Genomic DNA, 16430 nt, shown 5'->3' with positions numbered 1-16430 from the left:
CATGGCCATTCCAGTAACAATCAAAAAGTATCTGAAAGGTGTATTGGTGCTACTCGCGGTTTCGATTCCAGTGCTCATCAGGGCCAACACCTCTGGTGGAGAAGCCAAGGACGTCGAAGTCTCCAAAGCGAGCATTCAGGAGGTCAAGCCAAGCGTGCTCGCTTCCGGAACGCTGGCATACGCCACCGAGGTCAGCCTCACTGCCGAGGTCACCGCGAAGGTAAGCGAGATCTTCGTTTCCGAGGGAGATGAGGTGAAGGCTGGCCAGCTTCTCATAAGGCTCGACGCGGAGACCTATCGCAACAACGTAGCGAAAGAAGATGCAGCTGTCGCATTGCAGAAAGTCGACATTGATTCCAAGCGTCAGAAGATCGATCTCAAGGTAAAGCAGTTTGAGCGGAGCAAGCAGCTCCTACCATCCCGGATGATCGGACAGGCCACTTATGACGAGGATAGGAACGCTCTCGAGCTTGCTTTGACAGATCTAAGGTCTTCTGAGCAGTCCCTGAGGGCTGAGCAATATGTGCTTGCAGCAAGCAGAACAACTCTCTCAAAAACGGAGATCCTTTCACCGATCTCAGGACGTGTCATTTCGCTTCCGATCAAGGTGGGCGAGATCGCAATTCCTTCTACCGCAAGTCTTGCGGGTTCACAGCTCCTAACCGTAGCCGACACAAGTATATTACGGGCCGAGCTCAAGGTCGACGAAGGCGATATTGCCAAGGTCATGGTCGGCAAACCAGTCGACGTGTTTCCGGCCGCCTATCCCGACATGGCCATTGAAGGGCACATCAGGAGCATTGCCCTGGCACCTATTGTGGAGAAACAAGGGCGCGCCTATAAAGTGATAGCAGAGCTCCCGGACGCCGCTGGAACAAGGCTACAGTCAGGAATGAGTTGCCGCGCAGAAATTCACCTGACCGGCAGCAAGGAGCATCTAGCCATTCCTGTCGAAGCACTACTTTCTGAAGGTTCGGAGGGCACGGAACGCAAGCATTTCGTCGTCATGAACCGAAATGGAGTAGCATATCGGCAGGAGGTGTATCCCGGCATATCCGACGACCGCTGGCAGGAAGTCGTTTCTGGAATCAAGAACGACGACGTGGTCGTTGTGGGTCCAAGCAGGGTTCTATGGAGCCTGAAGGATGGTGACCGCCTAGATGTCACAACGGTTAATCGCTGATCAACCATCATGATTACACTCACCGAAGTTACCAGATCCTACGACCTTGGCGAAGAGACGACACAGGTGCTGCGCGGCATTAACCTTCACGTGAATCGAAATGAGTATGTGGCGATCACGGGCCCCTCGGGCTCGGGGAAATCCACGCTGCTAAATATCCTGGGCTGTCTGGATACCCCGTCTTCCGGGCGATATTCTCTCAATGGTAAGGATGTCCTCTGCGGAAGCGAGTGCGAGCTTGCACGGATCCGTAGCAGTGAAATCGGATTCGTCTTCCAGAGTTTCCACCTACTTCCTCGCCTCAGCATCCTGCAGAACGTGGAACAGCCCCTCGTCTACCACCAGGTCAAGAAGCAGGAGCGCAGGTCCATGGCACTCGAACTGCTGGAAAGGGTTGGGCTCGGCAATAAATCTAGCCATCTTCCAAACCAGCTTTCCGGTGGGCAGCGCCAGCGCGTGGCAATTGCGCGCGCCCTAGTCACACACCCTTCCCTGCTCCTTGCCGACGAACCCACCGGCAACCTGGACACTCAAACCTCACTCGATGTCATGACCCTCTTTGAGGATCTGCATGCGACTGGCCAGACCATAATCCTGGTAACCCATGAGCCAGATATCGCAGGGCGATCCAATCGGATCGTGCGGGTAGTGGACGGCAGAATCGATTCGGATTCAATAATATGAACGACGCAGGATCAGGTTATCAAAAGAATTGCTTACCGTGTTTCATGCTGATCGAATCGCTGCACTCTGCCTGCCATAACCTTGCCGCACACCGGCTCAGAAGCACGCTCACAGTGTTGGGGGTTGTGATCGGCGCCGCATCCGTCGTTACCGTTGTCGCGCTTTTACAGGGTTTGACTGATTCGGTTTCGAATCAGTTCGCCGAGATGGGCAGCGGCGTGCTCTCGCTGCAGGCAAGCAACGATTTCGGCAACTACAGCACCGGCAATATCAACACTCTGAGATTCGAAGATATTGACCTACTCCGGCATCGGGCTGAAGGCGTTGAGAATGTCGCTCCAGTCATGAGCGTGACTTACGCTGACAGGGTCAATTACCGCGGTCGCAGCGCGACGCCTGCAGTCATCGCGACGACATCCGACTATGTCCAAGTTGAACACCGTTACCCGCAACTCGGACGCTTTCTCACTCCAAGCGACGATCAGGGACACCGCCATGTCGTCGTCATCGGAACCAAGCTGAGGGACGATCTTAGGTTGCCCTCCAACCCGACCGGCGAGTTCCTTCAGATCGGCATGGAATGGTTCAAAGTGATTGGCATGATGGATCAGCGGGGCGAGATATTCGGGCAGAGCCAGGACAATTATCTGATGGTTCCGTTCGAAGTTGGCCGGGTACTGAACGGCACCGACCAGAAGGCCACGTTCAGCGTTCACTTCACCCTGCGGGACATCCGGAACGTGGAATCGGCAAGATCATCGGCTGAGCGTGCCATTCGCGCTGCCCACAAGCTACCTCAGGGCAAAGAGGATGATTTTGAGATCAACGCTGCCGATCAACTAGCCAAGCAGTTCTCGAAGATCAGTCGCATTGCGACTTTTGTGCTCAGCGGCATCGTTGGCATATCACTGCTTGTGAGCGGGATTGGCATCATGACCGTAATGCTGATCAGCGTAACGGAGCGCACCCGGGAAATCGGAATCCTAAAATCATTGGGGGCTACCAAACAGCATGTTCTGACCCAGTTCCTGCTCGAGGCATCGCTACTTTCGTTCGCCGGCGGTGCGGCCGGCAGCCTATTGGGTATCGTCGCCAGCCACTCGATAGCGGCGATGATCCCAGGCTTTCCAGCACCCCATTCTTCCGTCGGCTTGGCAGCGGGAATGATGATGTTCAGCCTTGTCACCGGCATTTTCTTCGGCATCGCACCGGCACTCAAGGCGGCGAACCTGGACCCAGTGGAGGCTCTGCGTTACGAGTGAGACTCGGCGGTTGCATTGCATATTCAAATGTAAAGGCGCCGAGGCACCTATTTGCGCCTCAACATGTGCACGATCCCGAACCATGTGCCTCGCCTCCTCGCTCGCATCACTGCAATGGTTACGGGAACCAGGACCAGCAAGAGGCAAGCATAGCCCACAGCAACGAGATTCTCATGCTGCAGGATCGCCCGGCACATAAGGCAGGCCAGGCACAAACTAGGCGACACCTTACCCAGCAGATATCCGATCCGCTTTCCGCTCGTCTCTAGAAGCCTAGTGGAGTCATCGACATTAACGGTAAAGTACGTCGACGCGACCTTGACCAGAAGAAAGCCTATGGCTGCGTAGAAGAAGCAATCCGCGAGTTGATCCTGCATTTTCCACCTATGCACCTAGCTTAAGTATCGAGTAATCCGTACGCATCGATCAGATTCAGGGCCTTGCGCAGATTCTCTGCATTGAGCTTATCCCTGATCGACTTCGTCTTCGCGTAGATCACTTTGGTTGACACTCCTATCTCAGTCGCGATGTTCGACGCATCGTAGCCTCGTCGGGTCAGCCTCATGATTTTGATTTCCCTATCTGTCAACTTGAACCTGATAATCGCCTCCTGCTTGAGGTTACGCACCCACCACTCCAGCAATTCCATCGCCATGGACCGTAGGATGACGCGACTATCCATCAGGTCACCGACATCTTTATCCTTGCAGGCCCACAGGCACAGGAGCCCCCCTCGCTTGGTGCTCCCCGTGTGCACGGGAATAATGACTCCACCGTGATAACCAAATGCCCGGATCGCATCACGAAGCTCCCGCTGCCCAGTTGACGCATAGCTCAGGCTCTCCATCGACATTGGCGCGGTGTTCGACTTTGCGTACTCCACAACAGGATCGTTCATGAACCACTTGCGATCTTGGTACAGTTGTATCAACCGAGGATGGCATCCGATCAAGAAGCGGACGCTGGAGTTTGAGCCCCCCTCCTCCGGGTTGAAGATGGTCGTGAAAAAGTAGGAATCGACCCCGACCTCTGCAAATATTGCACGCAACAACAGATGCAGATCAAATTCGCTCCCACAACTGCTGATCTGTTCGATCGAGCGTATCAGAGCACTGTAGTCAGACATAGCTACACACCACAATTGGCCAGGATCGCCTGCGCCCAGATCGCGCACTGGCTGTAAAGTGCCTGCAACTGATCATATTGCGGGTCGGCTTCAACGAAAGCGTAGAAGTCTTGGATGCTCAATATGGGGAAAGCCAGGGTGGCTTTCCCGCCATCTTCCTCCCTGGCTTCACGCTCAATCATTACACCCTTGCCGTGGGGTGTAATGCGCAACAGGATTTGCTCCCGTTTGAAGCGCCTAGTCAATTCAAACATAGCTCTTGCCCCCCTGTCCTGGCAATGCATCGGTACTACGCTAGATCAACATCACAATTTGATCTATCGGCGTCCACGGCCTCCTCTCCTGAGGCGGGGATTACGGTATTAACTGGCTTGCAAAGCCACCGGTCAAGTGCAGTTACATTCCGAGCGGCGTTTGTCTCTACTACGGCCAATAGCAACAACTAAAATGTACCTCCTTCACAAGGAATCGATTACATTACGCCAGCGCTGCCTTGTCAACAGCTTGTGAGCAAATAGCAAAACGCGTATTGCAGAGTTTCTTCGGACGCCTGCGCGGCCGGGTTAAATGCGGCGCGGAGCCGTGCTCGAACGCCTGCACCCGTCCGCGACATATCAGTGCCGCACCTGCCCCTCGCCACGCACCACGAAGCGCTCCACGGTCAGCGCTTCCAGGCCCATCGGGCCGTAGGCGTGCAGGCGCGTGGTGGAGATGCCGATCTCCGCGCCCAGGCCGAGTTCGCCGCCGTCGGAGAAGCGCGAGGAGGCGTTGACCATCACCACCGCCGCGCGCAAGGCCTGCACGAACGCCTCGGCGTTGGCCGCATCGGCAGTGGCGATGACTTCGGTGTGGTCCGAGCCGTAGTGGCGGATGTGCTCGATCGCGGCGGCCAGGTCCGGCACCACGCGGATCGCCAGGATCAGGTCGAGGTATTCGGCAGCGTAGTCGGCGTCGCTGGCCGCGTCGATGTCCGGCAGCAGGTCGCGGCTGGCGTCGTCGCCGCGCAGGACCACGCCGCGCCGCTGCAGCGCCTGCGCCGCCAGCGGCAGGAAGCGCGCGGCGACGTCGGCGTGCACCAGCAGCGTCTCCAGCGAATTGCACGCGGCCGGGCGCGTGGTCTTGCCGTCCACCAGCAGCTTCACCGCCAGCTCCAGGTCCGCCGAGGCGTCCACGAACAGATGGCACACGCCCTTGTAGTGCTTGATCACCGGCACCCGCGCGTGTTCGGCGACGAAACGGATCAGGCCCTCGCCGCCGCGCGGGATCGCCAGGTCGACGATGTCGTTGAGCTGCAGCAGTTCGAGCATGGTCTCGCGGCGCAGATCCTCCACCAGGGTCAAGGCGTCCTCGCCGATCCCGGCCTCGCGCAGCGCGCGCCTGAGCGCGGCGGCGATCGCGGTGTTGGAATGGATCGCCTCGGAGCCGCCGCGCAGGATCACGCCGTTGCCGGCCTTGATGCACAGCGCCGCGGCATCGGCGGTCACGTTCGGGCGCGCCTCGTAGATCATCGCGATCACGCCCAGCGGCACCCGCACCTTCTGCACGCGGATGCCGTTCGGGCGCACGTCGTCGCGGGTGATCTGGCCGACCGGATCGGGCAGCGCCGCCACTTCGCGCAAGGCCGCGGCGACGCCGGCCAGGCGCTTGCCGTCCAGCGCCAGCCGGTCGAGCATGGCGCTACCGACGTCCCTGGCCCGCGCCGCCTCCAGGTCGCGCGCATTGGCGGCGAGGATCGTCTCCGCATCCGCTTCCAACGCGGCCGCCATCGCCTCCAGCAAGGCCTGCTTGGCCGCCGAGGACAACTGCGCCAACGCCTGCGCGGCATCGCGGCATTGCAGGGCTTGGGTTTTGATGGTCATGGCTGGGAATCGGGAATGGAGAATGGGGAATGGGGAATGGGAAAAGCGCGCAACACCGTTTGCTGCCGAGTACGGAGAAATCACCGCCCGGGAAAGGGTGGCAGGAACGCTTTTGCGATTCCCCATTCCCGATTCCCCACTCCCAGCCTTCTACACCAGCACCAGATCGTCGCGATGGATCACGTTCTCGCCGTAGTTGTACCCCAGGATCGATTCGATGTCGCGCGAATGGCGGCGGGCGATGCGGCGCACGTCGGCCGCCGAGTACTGACTGACGCCGCGCGCCAGGCAGCGTTCGCCGGCGGCGTCGCGCAGACGCACCTCGACCATGTCGCCGCGGCGGAAGTCGCCTTCGGCGCCGGCCACGCCGCCGGGCAGCAGCGAGGCGCCCTTGTCGGCCAGCGCGGCGGCGGCGCCGGCATCGACCAGGATCGCGCCGGGTTCGACCGGCACCTGGCGCAGCCAGTACTTGCGCGCGGCGATGCGGGTGCGCGCGGGATGGATGCGGGTGCCGCGCAGGCGGTCCTGGGCCAGGCCGCGCACCACTTCTGCGCTGCGGCCGTTGAACAGATAGGTCTCGATGCCGGCGGCGCCGGCCTTGGCCGCGGCCTCCAGCTTGGTGCGCATGCCGCCGGTGCCGACGCTGCTGCCGCTGCCGCCGGCCATCGCCAGCACCGCCGCGGTCAGTTCCGGCACATCGTCCAGCGGCTGCGCGCGCGGGTCGCTGCGCGGGTCGGCGGTGTACAGGCCGTCGATGTCGGTGGCGATGAACAGCGCGTCGGCATCGACCAGCGCGGCGACGATCGCCGCGAGATTATCGTTGTCGCCGAGCTTGAGTTCGTCCACCGACACGGTGTCGTTCTCGTTGACCACCGGCAGCGCGCCCAGCCGCAACAGCTCGCCCAGGGTGGCGCGCGCGTTGAGGTAGCGGCGGCGGTTGCGCAGGTCGTCGTGGGTCAACAGCACCTGCGCCACCGGGCGCTCGAAGAAGCGCTGCCACAGCGCGATCAGCTGCGCCTGACCGAGCGCGGCCAGCGCCTGCCGCGCGGCGATCGCCGCGCCGGCCTCGGCGGCGCGCGGCAGGATCGCGCGTCCGGCCGCAACCGCGCCGGAGGACACGATCACCAGTTCGCGCCCAGCCGCCAGGTTGGCCGAGACGAACTGCGCCAGGCCCAGCGCGTAGCGCGGCGACAGCCCACCACCGCCATCGGCGGCGAGCAGGCTGCTGCCGACCTTCAGCACCGCACGCCGCCACGGCGGCAGGCGCTGTTCGGCGAAGGGCGATGGCGTTTGCGTCGTCATGGGATCAGCGCGTGTTCCATTCGTGGACGGTGAGCTCGGAGCAGTCATGGATCGCCAGCGGATCGGCGGCGACGATCGCCTGTGCCTGCGCCAGGTCGTCCACGCCCTGCAGCAGGTAGGCGCCGCCGCTGCGGTCGCTGAAACCGCCGGTCAGCGCCAGCAAGCCGCGTCCGCGCAGTGCGTCGAGGAAGGCCAGGTGCGGGGCGACCACGGCCTCATCGAAGTTCGGTTTGCGCATTGCCAGAACCAGGTAGTGCTTCATCGTATGGTCTTCCTTTGCATCGGTTCGAGTGTCGGGCATCCGTGGAGGGACAGCGGCCACGTCCTTCCTGTGGGAGGGGCTTTAGCCCCGACGCTTTATCGGTAAGGCGTCGGGGCTAAAGCCCCTCCCACAGGGATCAGCCGGCCAGCGCGTCCCAGCGCGCCTGCAATTGCGCCAGGCGCAGGTCGGCGGCGGCGCCGGGCGAGACCCGCGCGGCCAGGCTGCCTTCCGGGGTGCGGCCCTGCCCTGCGCTGTCCGACGCCGCCGCGGCGGCCTGGTAGGCCTCGCGGAACGGCACCCCGGCCAGCGCCGCCTCGACCGCGACGTCGGTGGCGTACATGCCCGAGTCGATCGCCGCGCGCAGCCTGTCTTCGCGCCACTCCAGGTTGGCCAGCAGCGCCGGCAGCAGTTCCAGCGCGGCCAGGCCGCGGCCGAAGCCGTGGAAGATCGCGCCCTTGCTGCTCTGCAGGTCGCGGTGGTAGCCGGACGGCAGCGACAGCAGCTGTTCGATCTCGGTACGCGCCGCGGCGACGCTGGCGTGGGTGGCGCGCATCAGTTCGATCACGTCCGGGTTGCGCTTGTTGGGCATGATCGAACTGCCGGTGGTGTACTGCGCCGGCAAGGCGACGAAACCGAACTCGCCGCTGGTGAACAGCGACAGGTCCCAGGCCAGCCGGCGCAGGTCCAGGGTCGCGCTGCCCAGCGCTTCCAGCGCGGCCATCTCGAACTTGCCGCGCGACAGCTGCGCGTAGATCGGACTGACCTGCATGCGCGCGAAGCCCAGCGCGGCGGTGGTGTGTTCGCGGTCGAGTTTTAGATTGACGCCGTAGCCGGCGGCGGTGCCGAGCGGGTTGGCGTCGATCAGGCGCAGCGTGTCGTGGGCGCGGATCGCATCGTCGATGAAGGCCTCGGCCCAGCCGGCCCACCACATCCCGGCCGAGGACACCACGGCGCGCTGGATATGGGTGTAGCCCGGCAGCGGCAGCGCCTGCTCGGCCTGCGCGCGCTCCAGCGCGACCTTGGCGATCTCGCGGCTCAGCTGCGCCAGCTGCGCCAGCCGTTCCTTCAGCCACAGCCGGGTGGCGACCAGGATCTGGTCGTTGCGGCTGCGCCCGGTGTGGATCTTGCGGCCGGCATCGCCCAGGCGCTCGGTCAGCCGCGCCTCGATCGCCGAATGGCCGTCCTCGAAACGTGCGTCGAGCACGAACCCGCCGCTGCGGAAATCCTCGGCCAGCAGCGCCAGCTCGCGCTGCAGCCCGGCCAGTTCGTCGGCCGACAGGATGCCGATGCGCTGCAGGCCTTCGGCATGCGCGCCGCTGGCGGCGATGTCGTGCAGGAAGAATTCGCGGTCCAGGATCACGTCGTCGCCGGCCAGGAACGCCTGGATCTTGGCATCGACGGCGACGCCGGGTTTTTGCCAGAGAAGATTGGTCATTTTTTGGGGGAATCGGAAATGGGGAATGGGAAATCGAAAACCGTCGCTTGCTCTATTTCGTCGCGCGTGACCGACAGGGCGATGTCGACGTGCGCGCGCTTGGAGTCATTGTTCGGGGTTCCGAGTCTCGGCGGCAAAGAAGCCTCATTGCGTCTGCCCCACCATCGGAATCGACGTCAGTTCGTCCAAGCCCAGCGCCAGATTGAGATTCTGCATCGCCTGCGTCGCCGCGCCCTTGAGCAGGTTGTCCAGGGTCGCCACGACCACCAGGCGCTTGTTGCCCGGGGCCAGGGTGAAGCCGCCGATCTGCGCGCCATGCCTGCCGGCGATGCGGCTGACCCACGGCGCTTCATCGAGCACGTCGATCAGCGGCTCGCCGGCGTAGCGCTCGCGGTAGCGGCGCTGGATCGCCTCCAGCGTCAACGGTTGCTGCAGCCACAGGTTCACGGTCATGCTGATGCCGCGGAAGTGCGGGGCCACGTGCGGCATGAACTCCACCGGCACGCCCAGTTGCGTGGACACTTCGCGCTCGTGCATGTGGTCGGTCAGCGCGTACGGCATCAGGTTGTCGCGCAGCAGTTCCGGATCGTTCTTGTCCGACGGCGTGGTGCCGGCGCCGGAATAGCCGGACACGCCGAAGCACTGCGGCGGGCCGGCCAGCTGGTCGAGCAGCGGCGCGATCGCCAGCTGCATCGCGGTGGCGTAGCAGCCGGGATTGCTGATCCGCTTCTGCCCGGCATAGCGCGCTCGGGTCAGTTCCGGCAATCCGTAGTACCAGCCCGGATCGAAACGGTAATCGGCCGACAGATCGACTACGACCGGATCGACCGCTGCCGCATCCAGCGCTGCGACGTAGGGCGCGGCCTTGCCGTTGGGCAGTGCCAGCACCACCGCGTCGGCGCGCTTGGCCGCGACCGCGTCGGCGTCCAGGTTCTCGTAGCGCAGGTCGCCGCGGTAATCCGCGCTGTGCTCGGCCACGCGCTGGCCGGCCAGCTCGCGCGAGGACACGAAGGCCAGTTGCAGCTGCGGATGCGCGGCGACCAGCTTGATCAGTTCGGCGCCGGTATGGCCGCGCGCGCCGACGATGCCGACGCCATAGGTCTTAGTCATGTATGCGAATCCAGGCGGAACTGCAGGTGGCGTTTCACCCCGGCCCATTCCGTATCGATGATGGAGAACACCACGGTATCGCGCGGGGTGCCGTCGGCGTGGCGCTTGTGGTTGCGCAGCACGCCGTCCTGCTTGGCCCCGAGCCGGGCGATGGCGGCGCGCGAGGTGTGGTTGAACCAGCTGGTCTCGAAGCCGACGCTGAGGCACTGCAAGGTCTCGAACGCGTACTGCAGCAGCATGCGCTTGACCTCGGTATTGACCCCGCTGCGCTGCACGCGCGGTGCGTACCATGTGTAGCCGATCAGCAGCGTCGGCACCTCGGGGTCCAGCCCGTAGACGCGCGTACTGCCGACCACCGCGCCGGCCGCATCGCGCACCGCGAACGGCAGCACGCGGCCCTGCGCCTGCGCGTCCAGCGCGGCGGCCACGTAGGCATCGACCTGGTCCGCGGCCGGCACGCTGGTGTACCACAGCCGCTCCAGGCCGCTGCCGTGCAAGGCCGCGCGCAACGCGTCGGCATGCGCTGCCTGCAACGGCTCCAGCGACGCATGCCGGCCCTGCAGGCTCGGCACTTCGCGCCACAGCGCAGGCAGCAGGTCCAGGCTCATCGCGCTCAGCCCAGCAAGGTCGGCGTGCGCGTGGCGCAATGCGCCACGCAGTGCTGGATCTGCTCGAAGTTCTCCAGCCCGTACCAGAACACCTTCCACTTCTCCTGCTTGAAACAGCCGTCGGATTCGGCGTAGTAGAAGATGTTGACCTGGTTGTTGTGGCGCGAGCGCCAGAACAGCTGCGGGGTCTCCTCGCGCATCACGTTCCATACCGCACGGCCCAGGCCTTCGCCCTGCGCGTCGTCGAGCACCGCGAACTTGTCCAGATAGGTGAGCGTGCCCGATGCAAGCAGGTCCTCGTCGGTCAGGATCACCGCGGCGCGGTAGTTCTCGCTGACGTAGGCGCGCAGCAGCCGGGTCGTGTCGAAATAGTCCGGCACCAGGGTGCGGCCGAAGCTGGATTCGATCAGCGACGTCAGCCGCGGCGTGTCCAGTTCGCTCCACGAGGTCGCCCGCAACACCTTCTCGCCGCGCCGCACCAGCGTGCCCGAACCCTTGTGGGTGAACAGTTCCTTGGCCAGGTCGGCCGGGCGCGTGATCGACACCGACGATTCCAGCGGCAGGCGGTCCAGCAAGTCCTTGATCTGCTCGATCTTGACCCGCATGCCGCCGTTGATCCACGGCTGCTGCATCAGCGTGTCGTACTCGGTGGACAGGTTGATCGAATCGATCACCTTGCCGTCCTCGTCGAGCAGCCCGCCGGTGCCGGTGAGGAAGATGATCTTGTACGGCTGCAATTCCTGCACCAGTTCGTTGGCGGCGAAGTCGGCATTGATGTTGAGGATCTGCCCGCTCGGGGTTTCGCCCAGGCTGGTGATCACCGGGATCGAGCCGGCCTGCAGGCTGGCCTCGATCGGCGCCAGGTTCACCGCCTTGACCTCGCCGACCAGGCCGTAGGTGTCGCGGTCCAGGTACTGCGCTTCGAACACCCCGCCGGTGATCGAGGTGGCGCGCGCGCCATTCTGCTGCAGCGCCTCGACCAGCTTGAGGTTGGAGGCCTGGAACACCTTGCGCACGATCGCCAGCGCTTCCGGCGAGGTCACCCGCAGGCCGTTGACGGTCTGCTTCTCGATGCCGGCGGCCGACAGTTCCGCGTCCAGCTGCGGGCCGGCGCCGTGCAGCACGATCGGGGTCAACCCGACTTCCTGCAGGAACGACAGCGAGGAGGTCAGCGCCTCCAGGTCGTCGCGCAGCACCGCGCCGCCGACCTTGACCACCGCGAAGCGCTTGGCGTCCAGCTGCGAAAAGCGCTTGAGGTACTGGCTGATCTCCTTGGCGCTGGCCATGCTCGAGAGCAGGCGGACGATGGTCTGGCGGGTTTGCTTGTTGGCGTGCATGGCGGTGATGGCGGTTCCGTGATCCGGGATGGAAGGGCCGTGGCCCCGGCGGCGCGTGCTCAGCGCACGCCGTTGATGATGCGGTCCACCGAGGTCGCGTAGCGCTGCAACTGCTGCAGCGTCACGAACTCGTCGGCGGTGTGCGCCTGGGCGATGTCGCCCGGACCGTAGACCAGCGCGGTATAGCCGCCGGCCGAGAACAGCGAGGCCTCGGTCCAGAAGTCCACCGCATTGCCGATCGGCAGCTCCAGCGCATCGGCGACGTCGCGCGCGGCCAGGCGCTGGTCCTCGGCGCGGGCGATGTCACCCGACGGCAGGCTCGGCCCGCGGAAGGTCTCCTCGAAGTGCGCCGCGGCCGGATCGGCGAAACCGGCGAAGGTCGCCAGCAACGCGTCCACGTCCATCGACGGCAGCGGCCGGAAACCGAAGCGCAGCTCGGCGGCCGGCGCGATCATGTTGGCCTTGATGCCGCCCTCGACCCGGCCGATGTTGAAGCGCAAGCCGGTCAGGCCGCCGAAGCGCGCATGCGCCAGCGACTCGACGTGGTCCAGCGCGCGCCCGCCCCAGCGCATCGCCTGGTGCAAGGCGCTGGCCGACGGATCCTGCCTGCCCGACGCATGCCCGGCGCGGCCGGCGAAGCGCATCAGCACCGAACTGATGCCGCGATGCGCCAGCACCGCCTCGCTCAGCGTCGGCTCGGCCACCAGCACCGCCTCGTAGGCGATGCCGCGCGCCAGGAACGCGGCGATGCAGCGCGGATCGTTGGCTTCCTCGTCGCTGGAGAACAGGAACGCGGCATCGCCGTCGCCGGCATTGGCCGCCGCGACCAGCGCCGCGGCCGCGCCCTTGATGTCGCACACGCCCAGGCCGATCACCCGATCGTCGGCGCGGCGCATGCGGTGCGGGTCGGCGCTCCAGTGCGGCGAATCCGGCACCGTGTCCAGGTGCACGTTGAACAGATACTTCGGCGTGCCGCGCACCGCGTACAGGCTGACCGCGCCGGCGCCGTGATCGATCACCTCGACCTGGAACCCGGGCAATTGCGCCCGCAGGTAGTCGAAGATGCCGCCGGTGCCGATCGCGCGCGGCGGATTACGGGTATCGAAGGACACCAGGGCTTGCAGATGCGCGAGGGTGGATTGGAGCAGATCGGTCATGGCGGGTCAGGCAGCCGTGGTGCTGGTGCGGTAGAGGTCGTGATGGGCGATTTCCATCAGCGACTGCGGGCGTGTCGGCGCGGCGAAGCCGTACTGGGCGTACAGCGCATGCGCGTCGGAGGTCGCGAGCATGAAGCGGCGCAGGCCCTGCAGCTGCGGGTGCGCCATAACTGCGGCGACCAGTTGCTTGCCGTAGCCGCGGCCGCGATACGCGTCGAGCACGAACACGTCGGCCAGATAGGCGAACGTGGCGAAATCGGAGATCACCCGCGCGAACGCCACCTGCCCTGCGCCCTCGGCGTAGCCGCCGAAGCACAGCGCGCCGGCGATCGCCCGCCGCACCGTGTCCAGCGGGATGCCCAGGCACCAATAGGCCTGTTCGCTGAGGAAGCGATGGATCAGCGGCAGATCCAGTTCGTGCTTGTCGGTGCTGATGCGCAGTGCGTGCATGGGTCCATCACGGCAATTCCTTCTCCCGTCGGGAGAAGGTGCCCCGCAGGGGCGGATGAGGGTACGGGCGAAGCCTGGTGAAATGGATATTGCTGCGGGCGGATGAGGGTACGGGCGAAGCCTGGTGAAATGGATATTGCTGCGGGCGGACGAGGGTACGGGCGAAGCCTGGTGAATCGAATCTCGCGCGAGCGGGTGGAGATGCTGGGAAGCTTGCGCGGTCGAAACGTTGCGAGGCTTCGCCCGTACCCTCACCCCAACCCCTCTCCCGGCGGGAGAGGGGCTCTACCCTCAGCGGTTGACTTGCGCGTACAGCGTCGAGCTCATCCCGAACAGCTTGATGAAGCCTTCCGCTTCGGCCACGCCCCAGTCCGCCGACTGCGCGTAGGTCGCGCCCTTGGCGTTGAGCAGGTGCGGCGACTTCACCGCCACCGCATCGACGCGGCCGCCGCGGGTCTCCAGCGTCACTTCGCCGTTGACCTTGGCCTGCGAGGAATTCAGGAACGCCTCCAGATCGGTCTTCAGCGGATCGTGATAGAAGCCTTCGTAGACCAGCTCCACCCACTTGCGCGCCACCTCCGGCTTGAAGCGGTTCTGCTGCTTGGTCAGCACCGCGTCTTCCAGCGCGCGGTGCGCGGCCAGCAGCGCGATCAGGCCCGGCGCCTCGAACACGATGCGGCCCTTCAGCCCGATCACGGTGTCGCCGGTATACATGCCGCGGCCCACGCCGTACGGGGCGAACAGCTTGTTGAGCTTGGCCAGCAGCTTGGCGCCTTCCAGCGGCTTGCCGTCCACCGCCACCGCTTCGCCGTGCTCGAACTTCAGGGTCACCGTCAGCGGCTCGGTCGGCCACGCGCTGCGCGGCGCGCACCAGCCGCGGGTGCCCTCGCCCGGCGCTTCCCAGCGGTCGATCTCGCCGCCGGACATGGTCACGCCGAGCAGGTTCTCGTTGATCGTGTAGGCCTTCTGCTTGGCGCGCACGCCGAAGCCGCGCTCTTCCAGATACTTCTGCTCGTAGGCGCGGGTCTGGGTGTGCTCCTTCTGGATCTCGCGGATCGGGGCGACGATTTCGTAATCGCCCAGTGCCTTGACCGCCAGGTCGAAGCGCACCTGGTCGTTGCCCATGCCGGTGCAACCGTGCGCGATGATCCTGGTGCCCAGTTCGTCGGCGCGCTTGAGCGCGGCATCGACGATCAGGTAGCGGTCGGACACCAGCAACGGATACTGGCCCTGGTAGCCCTCGCCGGCCCACACGAACGGCTTGACGAAGCCGCTCCAGATCGCCGGGCCGCCATCGACGGTGACGTGGCTGGCCGCACCCAGCTCGGCGGCGCGCTTCTCGATGAAGTCGCGCTCCTCGTCGTCCACGCCGCCGGTGTCGGCGAACACCGTGTGCACGGCATAGCCCTTGACCTGCAGATAGGGAATGCAGAAGCTGGTGTCCAGGCCGCCGGAGAAGGCCAGGACGATGTCCTTACTGCCGGGAATGGGGAGTGGGGAAGCGGGAATGGAAGAAGCAGTGCTCATGGTTGTTTCCTTATCACGCGTAAAAGTGGGGGCTAACGCTGTTGCTGTACCGATTCTCTATTCCCGTTTCCCGATTCCCGCTTGCGAAGCAAGCGCCGCCATGATCGCCTTCTGCACATGCAGCCGGTTCTCGGCTTCGTCGATGGCGATGCAGTTCGGCGAATCCATCACCGCGTCGGTGGCCTTGACGTTGCGGCGCAGCGGCAGGCAGTGCGAGAACACGCCGTTGTTGGTCAGCGCCATCTTGCGCTCGTCGACGATGAAGTGCTGGTACTGGTCGCGGATCGGCTTCTCCGGGCCCCAGTTGCCGAAGAACGGCAGCGCGCCCCAGCTCTTGGCGTAGACCACGTCGGCACCGGCGTAGGCGCTGTCGATGTCGTGGCTGACCTGCAGCGAGCCGCCGCTCTCGGCCACGTTCTGCGCCGCCCAGTCCATGTAGCGCTCGTCCAGCACGTAATCCGGGGTCGGGCACAGCAGGGTCACGTCCATGCCCAGGCGGGTGGCGATGGTCAGCGCCGAATTGGCCACCGCGGTGTTCAGCGGCTTGGGATGGTAGGTCCAGGTCAGCACGTACTTCTTGCCGCGCAGGTCCTGGGTGCCGAAATGCTGCTGCAGCGCCAGCGCATGCGCCAGCTCCTGGCACGGATGGGTGATGGTCTCCATGTTGATCACCGGCACCGGCGAGTACTTGGCGAAGCTCTTCAGTACCAGATCCTCGCGGTCCTTGGACCAGTCCACGAACTTCGGGAACGCGCGCACCCCGATCAGATCGACGTAGCGGCCCAGCACCCGCGCCACCTCGGCGATGTGCTCCTCGGTGTCGCCGTCCATCACCGTGCCCAGATCGAACTCGATCGGCCACGCGTCCTTGCCCGGCTGCAGCACCACCGCATGCCCGCCCAGCTCGAACGCGCCCAGCTCGAAACTGGTGCGGGTGCGCATCGACGGGTTGAAGAACACCAGCGCGATCGACTTGCCCTTCAGCTCGCTGCCCAGCTTGTTGCGCTTGAACAGCGCCGCCCGGGTCAACAGCGCATCCAGCTCGGCCCGGCTCCAGTCCTGGGTGTTCAAGAAGTGCTTCAGAGACATCGGTCCATCCTTTGCTGCGTGGAGCCACCGCGGCGGTAG

At 64.5% G+C, this 16430-nt stretch carries 16 protein-coding genes; 3 read left to right on the top strand and 13 right to left on the bottom strand.

All coding sequences use genetic code 11. The features are described 5' to 3' along the window. The first annotated feature begins 1 nt into the window (after nt 1). From FZ025_RS17100 to FZ025_RS17090, 3 genes are read left to right on the top strand one after another with little or no spacing between them, the layout of a single operon-like run. A complete protein-coding gene (locus FZ025_RS17100) occupies nt 2-1183 on the top strand; it encodes an efflux RND transporter periplasmic adaptor subunit (RefSeq protein ID WP_158185589.1) in 1182 nt (393 codons plus the stop codon). A gap of 9 nt (nt 1184-1192) precedes the next feature. Beyond that, on the top strand, nt 1193-1867 hold the full coding sequence (locus tag FZ025_RS17095) for an ABC transporter ATP-binding protein (protein WP_046978058.1): 675 nt from the start codon (nt 1193-1195) through the stop codon (nt 1865-1867). A 44-nt stretch (nt 1868-1911) separates the two neighbouring features. Next, a complete protein-coding gene (locus FZ025_RS17090; RefSeq protein WP_046978059.1) occupies nt 1912-3129 on the top strand; it encodes an ABC transporter permease in 1218 nt (405 codons plus the stop codon). A 397-nt stretch (nt 3130-3526) separates the two neighbouring features. Here FZ025_RS17090 and FZ025_RS17085 read toward each other — a convergent pair whose 3' ends face one another. The 13 genes from FZ025_RS17085 to FZ025_RS17025 form a co-directional block, all read right to left on the bottom strand. Then, nucleotides 3527-4255, bottom strand: a complete 729-nt coding sequence (locus tag FZ025_RS17085) for a helix-turn-helix transcriptional regulator (protein WP_046978061.1) — start codon at nt 4253-4255, stop codon at nt 3527-3529. 2 nt (nt 4256-4257) lie between these two features. Next, nucleotides 4258-4509, bottom strand: coding sequence for a hypothetical protein (locus FZ025_RS17080; protein WP_046978062.1), 252 nt, complete (start codon nt 4507-4509; stop codon nt 4258-4260). A gap of 360 nt (nt 4510-4869) precedes the next feature. After that, nucleotides 4870-6114: a glutamate-5-semialdehyde dehydrogenase gene (locus tag FZ025_RS17075; RefSeq protein WP_104557945.1), complete on the bottom strand. Its 1245-nt coding sequence runs from the start codon at nt 6112-6114 to the stop codon at nt 4870-4872. A 150-nt stretch (nt 6115-6264) separates the two neighbouring features. Further along, nucleotides 6265-7416 (bottom strand): glutamate 5-kinase, encoded by a 1152-nt coding sequence (gene proB, locus FZ025_RS17070; protein ID WP_104557943.1) that lies wholly within the window; start codon nt 7414-7416, stop codon nt 6265-6267. Between the two features lie 4 nt (nt 7417-7420). Then, complete coding sequence (locus FZ025_RS17065; protein ID WP_046981959.1) at nt 7421-7678, bottom strand: YciI family protein; 258 nt, start codon at nt 7676-7678, stop codon at nt 7421-7423. A 136-nt stretch (nt 7679-7814) separates the two neighbouring features. Continuing rightward, nucleotides 7815-9113: an argininosuccinate lyase gene (gene argH, locus FZ025_RS17060; RefSeq protein ID WP_046981960.1), complete on the bottom strand. Its 1299-nt coding sequence runs from the start codon at nt 9111-9113 to the stop codon at nt 7815-7817. 144 nt (nt 9114-9257) lie between these two features. Beyond that, nucleotides 9258-10223, bottom strand: coding sequence for an N-acetyl-gamma-glutamyl-phosphate reductase (argC, locus tag FZ025_RS17055; RefSeq protein ID WP_104557941.1), 966 nt, complete (start codon nt 10221-10223; stop codon nt 9258-9260). Then, on the bottom strand, nt 10220-10831 hold the full coding sequence (locus tag FZ025_RS17050) for a GNAT family N-acetyltransferase (protein ID WP_046978773.1): 612 nt from the start codon (nt 10829-10831) through the stop codon (nt 10220-10222). The genes argC and FZ025_RS17050 overlap by 4 nt, the downstream gene beginning before the upstream one ends. A gap of 5 nt (nt 10832-10836) precedes the next feature. Beyond that, complete coding sequence (locus FZ025_RS17045; RefSeq protein ID WP_046978766.1) at nt 10837-12168, bottom strand: acetylglutamate kinase; 1332 nt, start codon at nt 12166-12168, stop codon at nt 10837-10839. A gap of 59 nt (nt 12169-12227) precedes the next feature. Beyond that, nucleotides 12228-13325, bottom strand: a complete 1098-nt coding sequence (locus FZ025_RS17040; protein ID WP_046978767.1) for an acetylornithine deacetylase — start codon at nt 13323-13325, stop codon at nt 12228-12230. A 6-nt stretch (nt 13326-13331) separates the two neighbouring features. Next, nucleotides 13332-13775: a GNAT family N-acetyltransferase gene (locus FZ025_RS17035; protein ID WP_046978768.1), complete on the bottom strand. Its 444-nt coding sequence runs from the start codon at nt 13773-13775 to the stop codon at nt 13332-13334. A 291-nt stretch (nt 13776-14066) separates the two neighbouring features. Beyond that, nucleotides 14067-15302: an argininosuccinate synthase gene (locus tag FZ025_RS17030; RefSeq protein ID WP_046978769.1), complete on the bottom strand. Its 1236-nt coding sequence runs from the start codon at nt 15300-15302 to the stop codon at nt 14067-14069. A 57-nt stretch (nt 15303-15359) separates the two neighbouring features. After that, nucleotides 15360-16391: an N-acetylornithine carbamoyltransferase gene (locus FZ025_RS17025; RefSeq protein WP_046978770.1), complete on the bottom strand. Its 1032-nt coding sequence runs from the start codon at nt 16389-16391 to the stop codon at nt 15360-15362. Nucleotides 16392-16430: the final 39 nt, after the last annotated feature.

The sequence above is a fragment of the Xanthomonas hyacinthi genome (assembly GCF_009769165.1).
Lineage (GTDB): Bacteria > Pseudomonadota > Gammaproteobacteria > Xanthomonadales > Xanthomonadaceae > Xanthomonas_A > Xanthomonas_A hyacinthi.
This window is presented reverse-complemented; position numbering and strand designations above follow the sequence as displayed.

Coding starts and splice junctions, on each gene's coding strand:
- FZ025_RS17075 (WP_104557945.1), bottom strand. CDS start 6,114: ATGACCATCAAAACCCAAGCCCTGCAATGCCGCGATGCCGCGCAGGCG.
- FZ025_RS17065 (WP_046981959.1), bottom strand. CDS start 7,678: ATGAAGCACTACCTGGTTCTGGCAATGCGCAAACCGAACTTCGATGAG.
- FZ025_RS17025 (WP_046978770.1), bottom strand. CDS start 16,391: ATGTCTCTGAAGCACTTCTTGAACACCCAGGACTGGAGCCGGGCCGAG.
- FZ025_RS17035 (WP_046978768.1), bottom strand. CDS start 13,775: ATGCACGCACTGCGCATCAGCACCGACAAGCACGAACTGGATCTGCCG.
- proB (WP_104557943.1), bottom strand. CDS start 7,416: ATGACGACGCAAACGCCATCGCCCTTCGCCGAACAGCGCCTGCCGCCG.
- FZ025_RS17045 (WP_046978766.1), bottom strand. CDS start 12,168: ATGCACGCCAACAAGCAAACCCGCCAGACCATCGTCCGCCTGCTCTCG.
- FZ025_RS17100 (WP_158185589.1), top strand. CDS start 2: ATGGCCATTCCAGTAACAATCAAAAAGTATCTGAAAGGTGTATTGGTG.
- argH (WP_046981960.1), bottom strand. CDS start 9,113: ATGACCAATCTTCTCTGGCAAAAACCCGGCGTCGCCGTCGATGCCAAG.
- FZ025_RS17085 (WP_046978061.1), bottom strand. CDS start 4,255: ATGTCTGACTACAGTGCTCTGATACGCTCGATCGAACAGATCAGCAGT.
- FZ025_RS17030 (WP_046978769.1), bottom strand. CDS start 15,302: ATGAGCACTGCTTCTTCCATTCCCGCTTCCCCACTCCCCATTCCCGGC.
- argC (WP_104557941.1), bottom strand. CDS start 10,223: ATGACTAAGACCTATGGCGTCGGCATCGTCGGCGCGCGCGGCCATACC.
- FZ025_RS17095 (WP_046978058.1), top strand. CDS start 1,193: ATGATTACACTCACCGAAGTTACCAGATCCTACGACCTTGGCGAAGAG.
- FZ025_RS17040 (WP_046978767.1), bottom strand. CDS start 13,325: ATGACCGATCTGCTCCAATCCACCCTCGCGCATCTGCAAGCCCTGGTG.
- FZ025_RS17050 (WP_046978773.1), bottom strand. CDS start 10,831: ATGAGCCTGGACCTGCTGCCTGCGCTGTGGCGCGAAGTGCCGAGCCTG.
- FZ025_RS17090 (WP_046978059.1), top strand. CDS start 1,912: ATGCTGATCGAATCGCTGCACTCTGCCTGCCATAACCTTGCCGCACAC.
- FZ025_RS17080 (WP_046978062.1), bottom strand. CDS start 4,509: ATGTTTGAATTGACTAGGCGCTTCAAACGGGAGCAAATCCTGTTGCGC.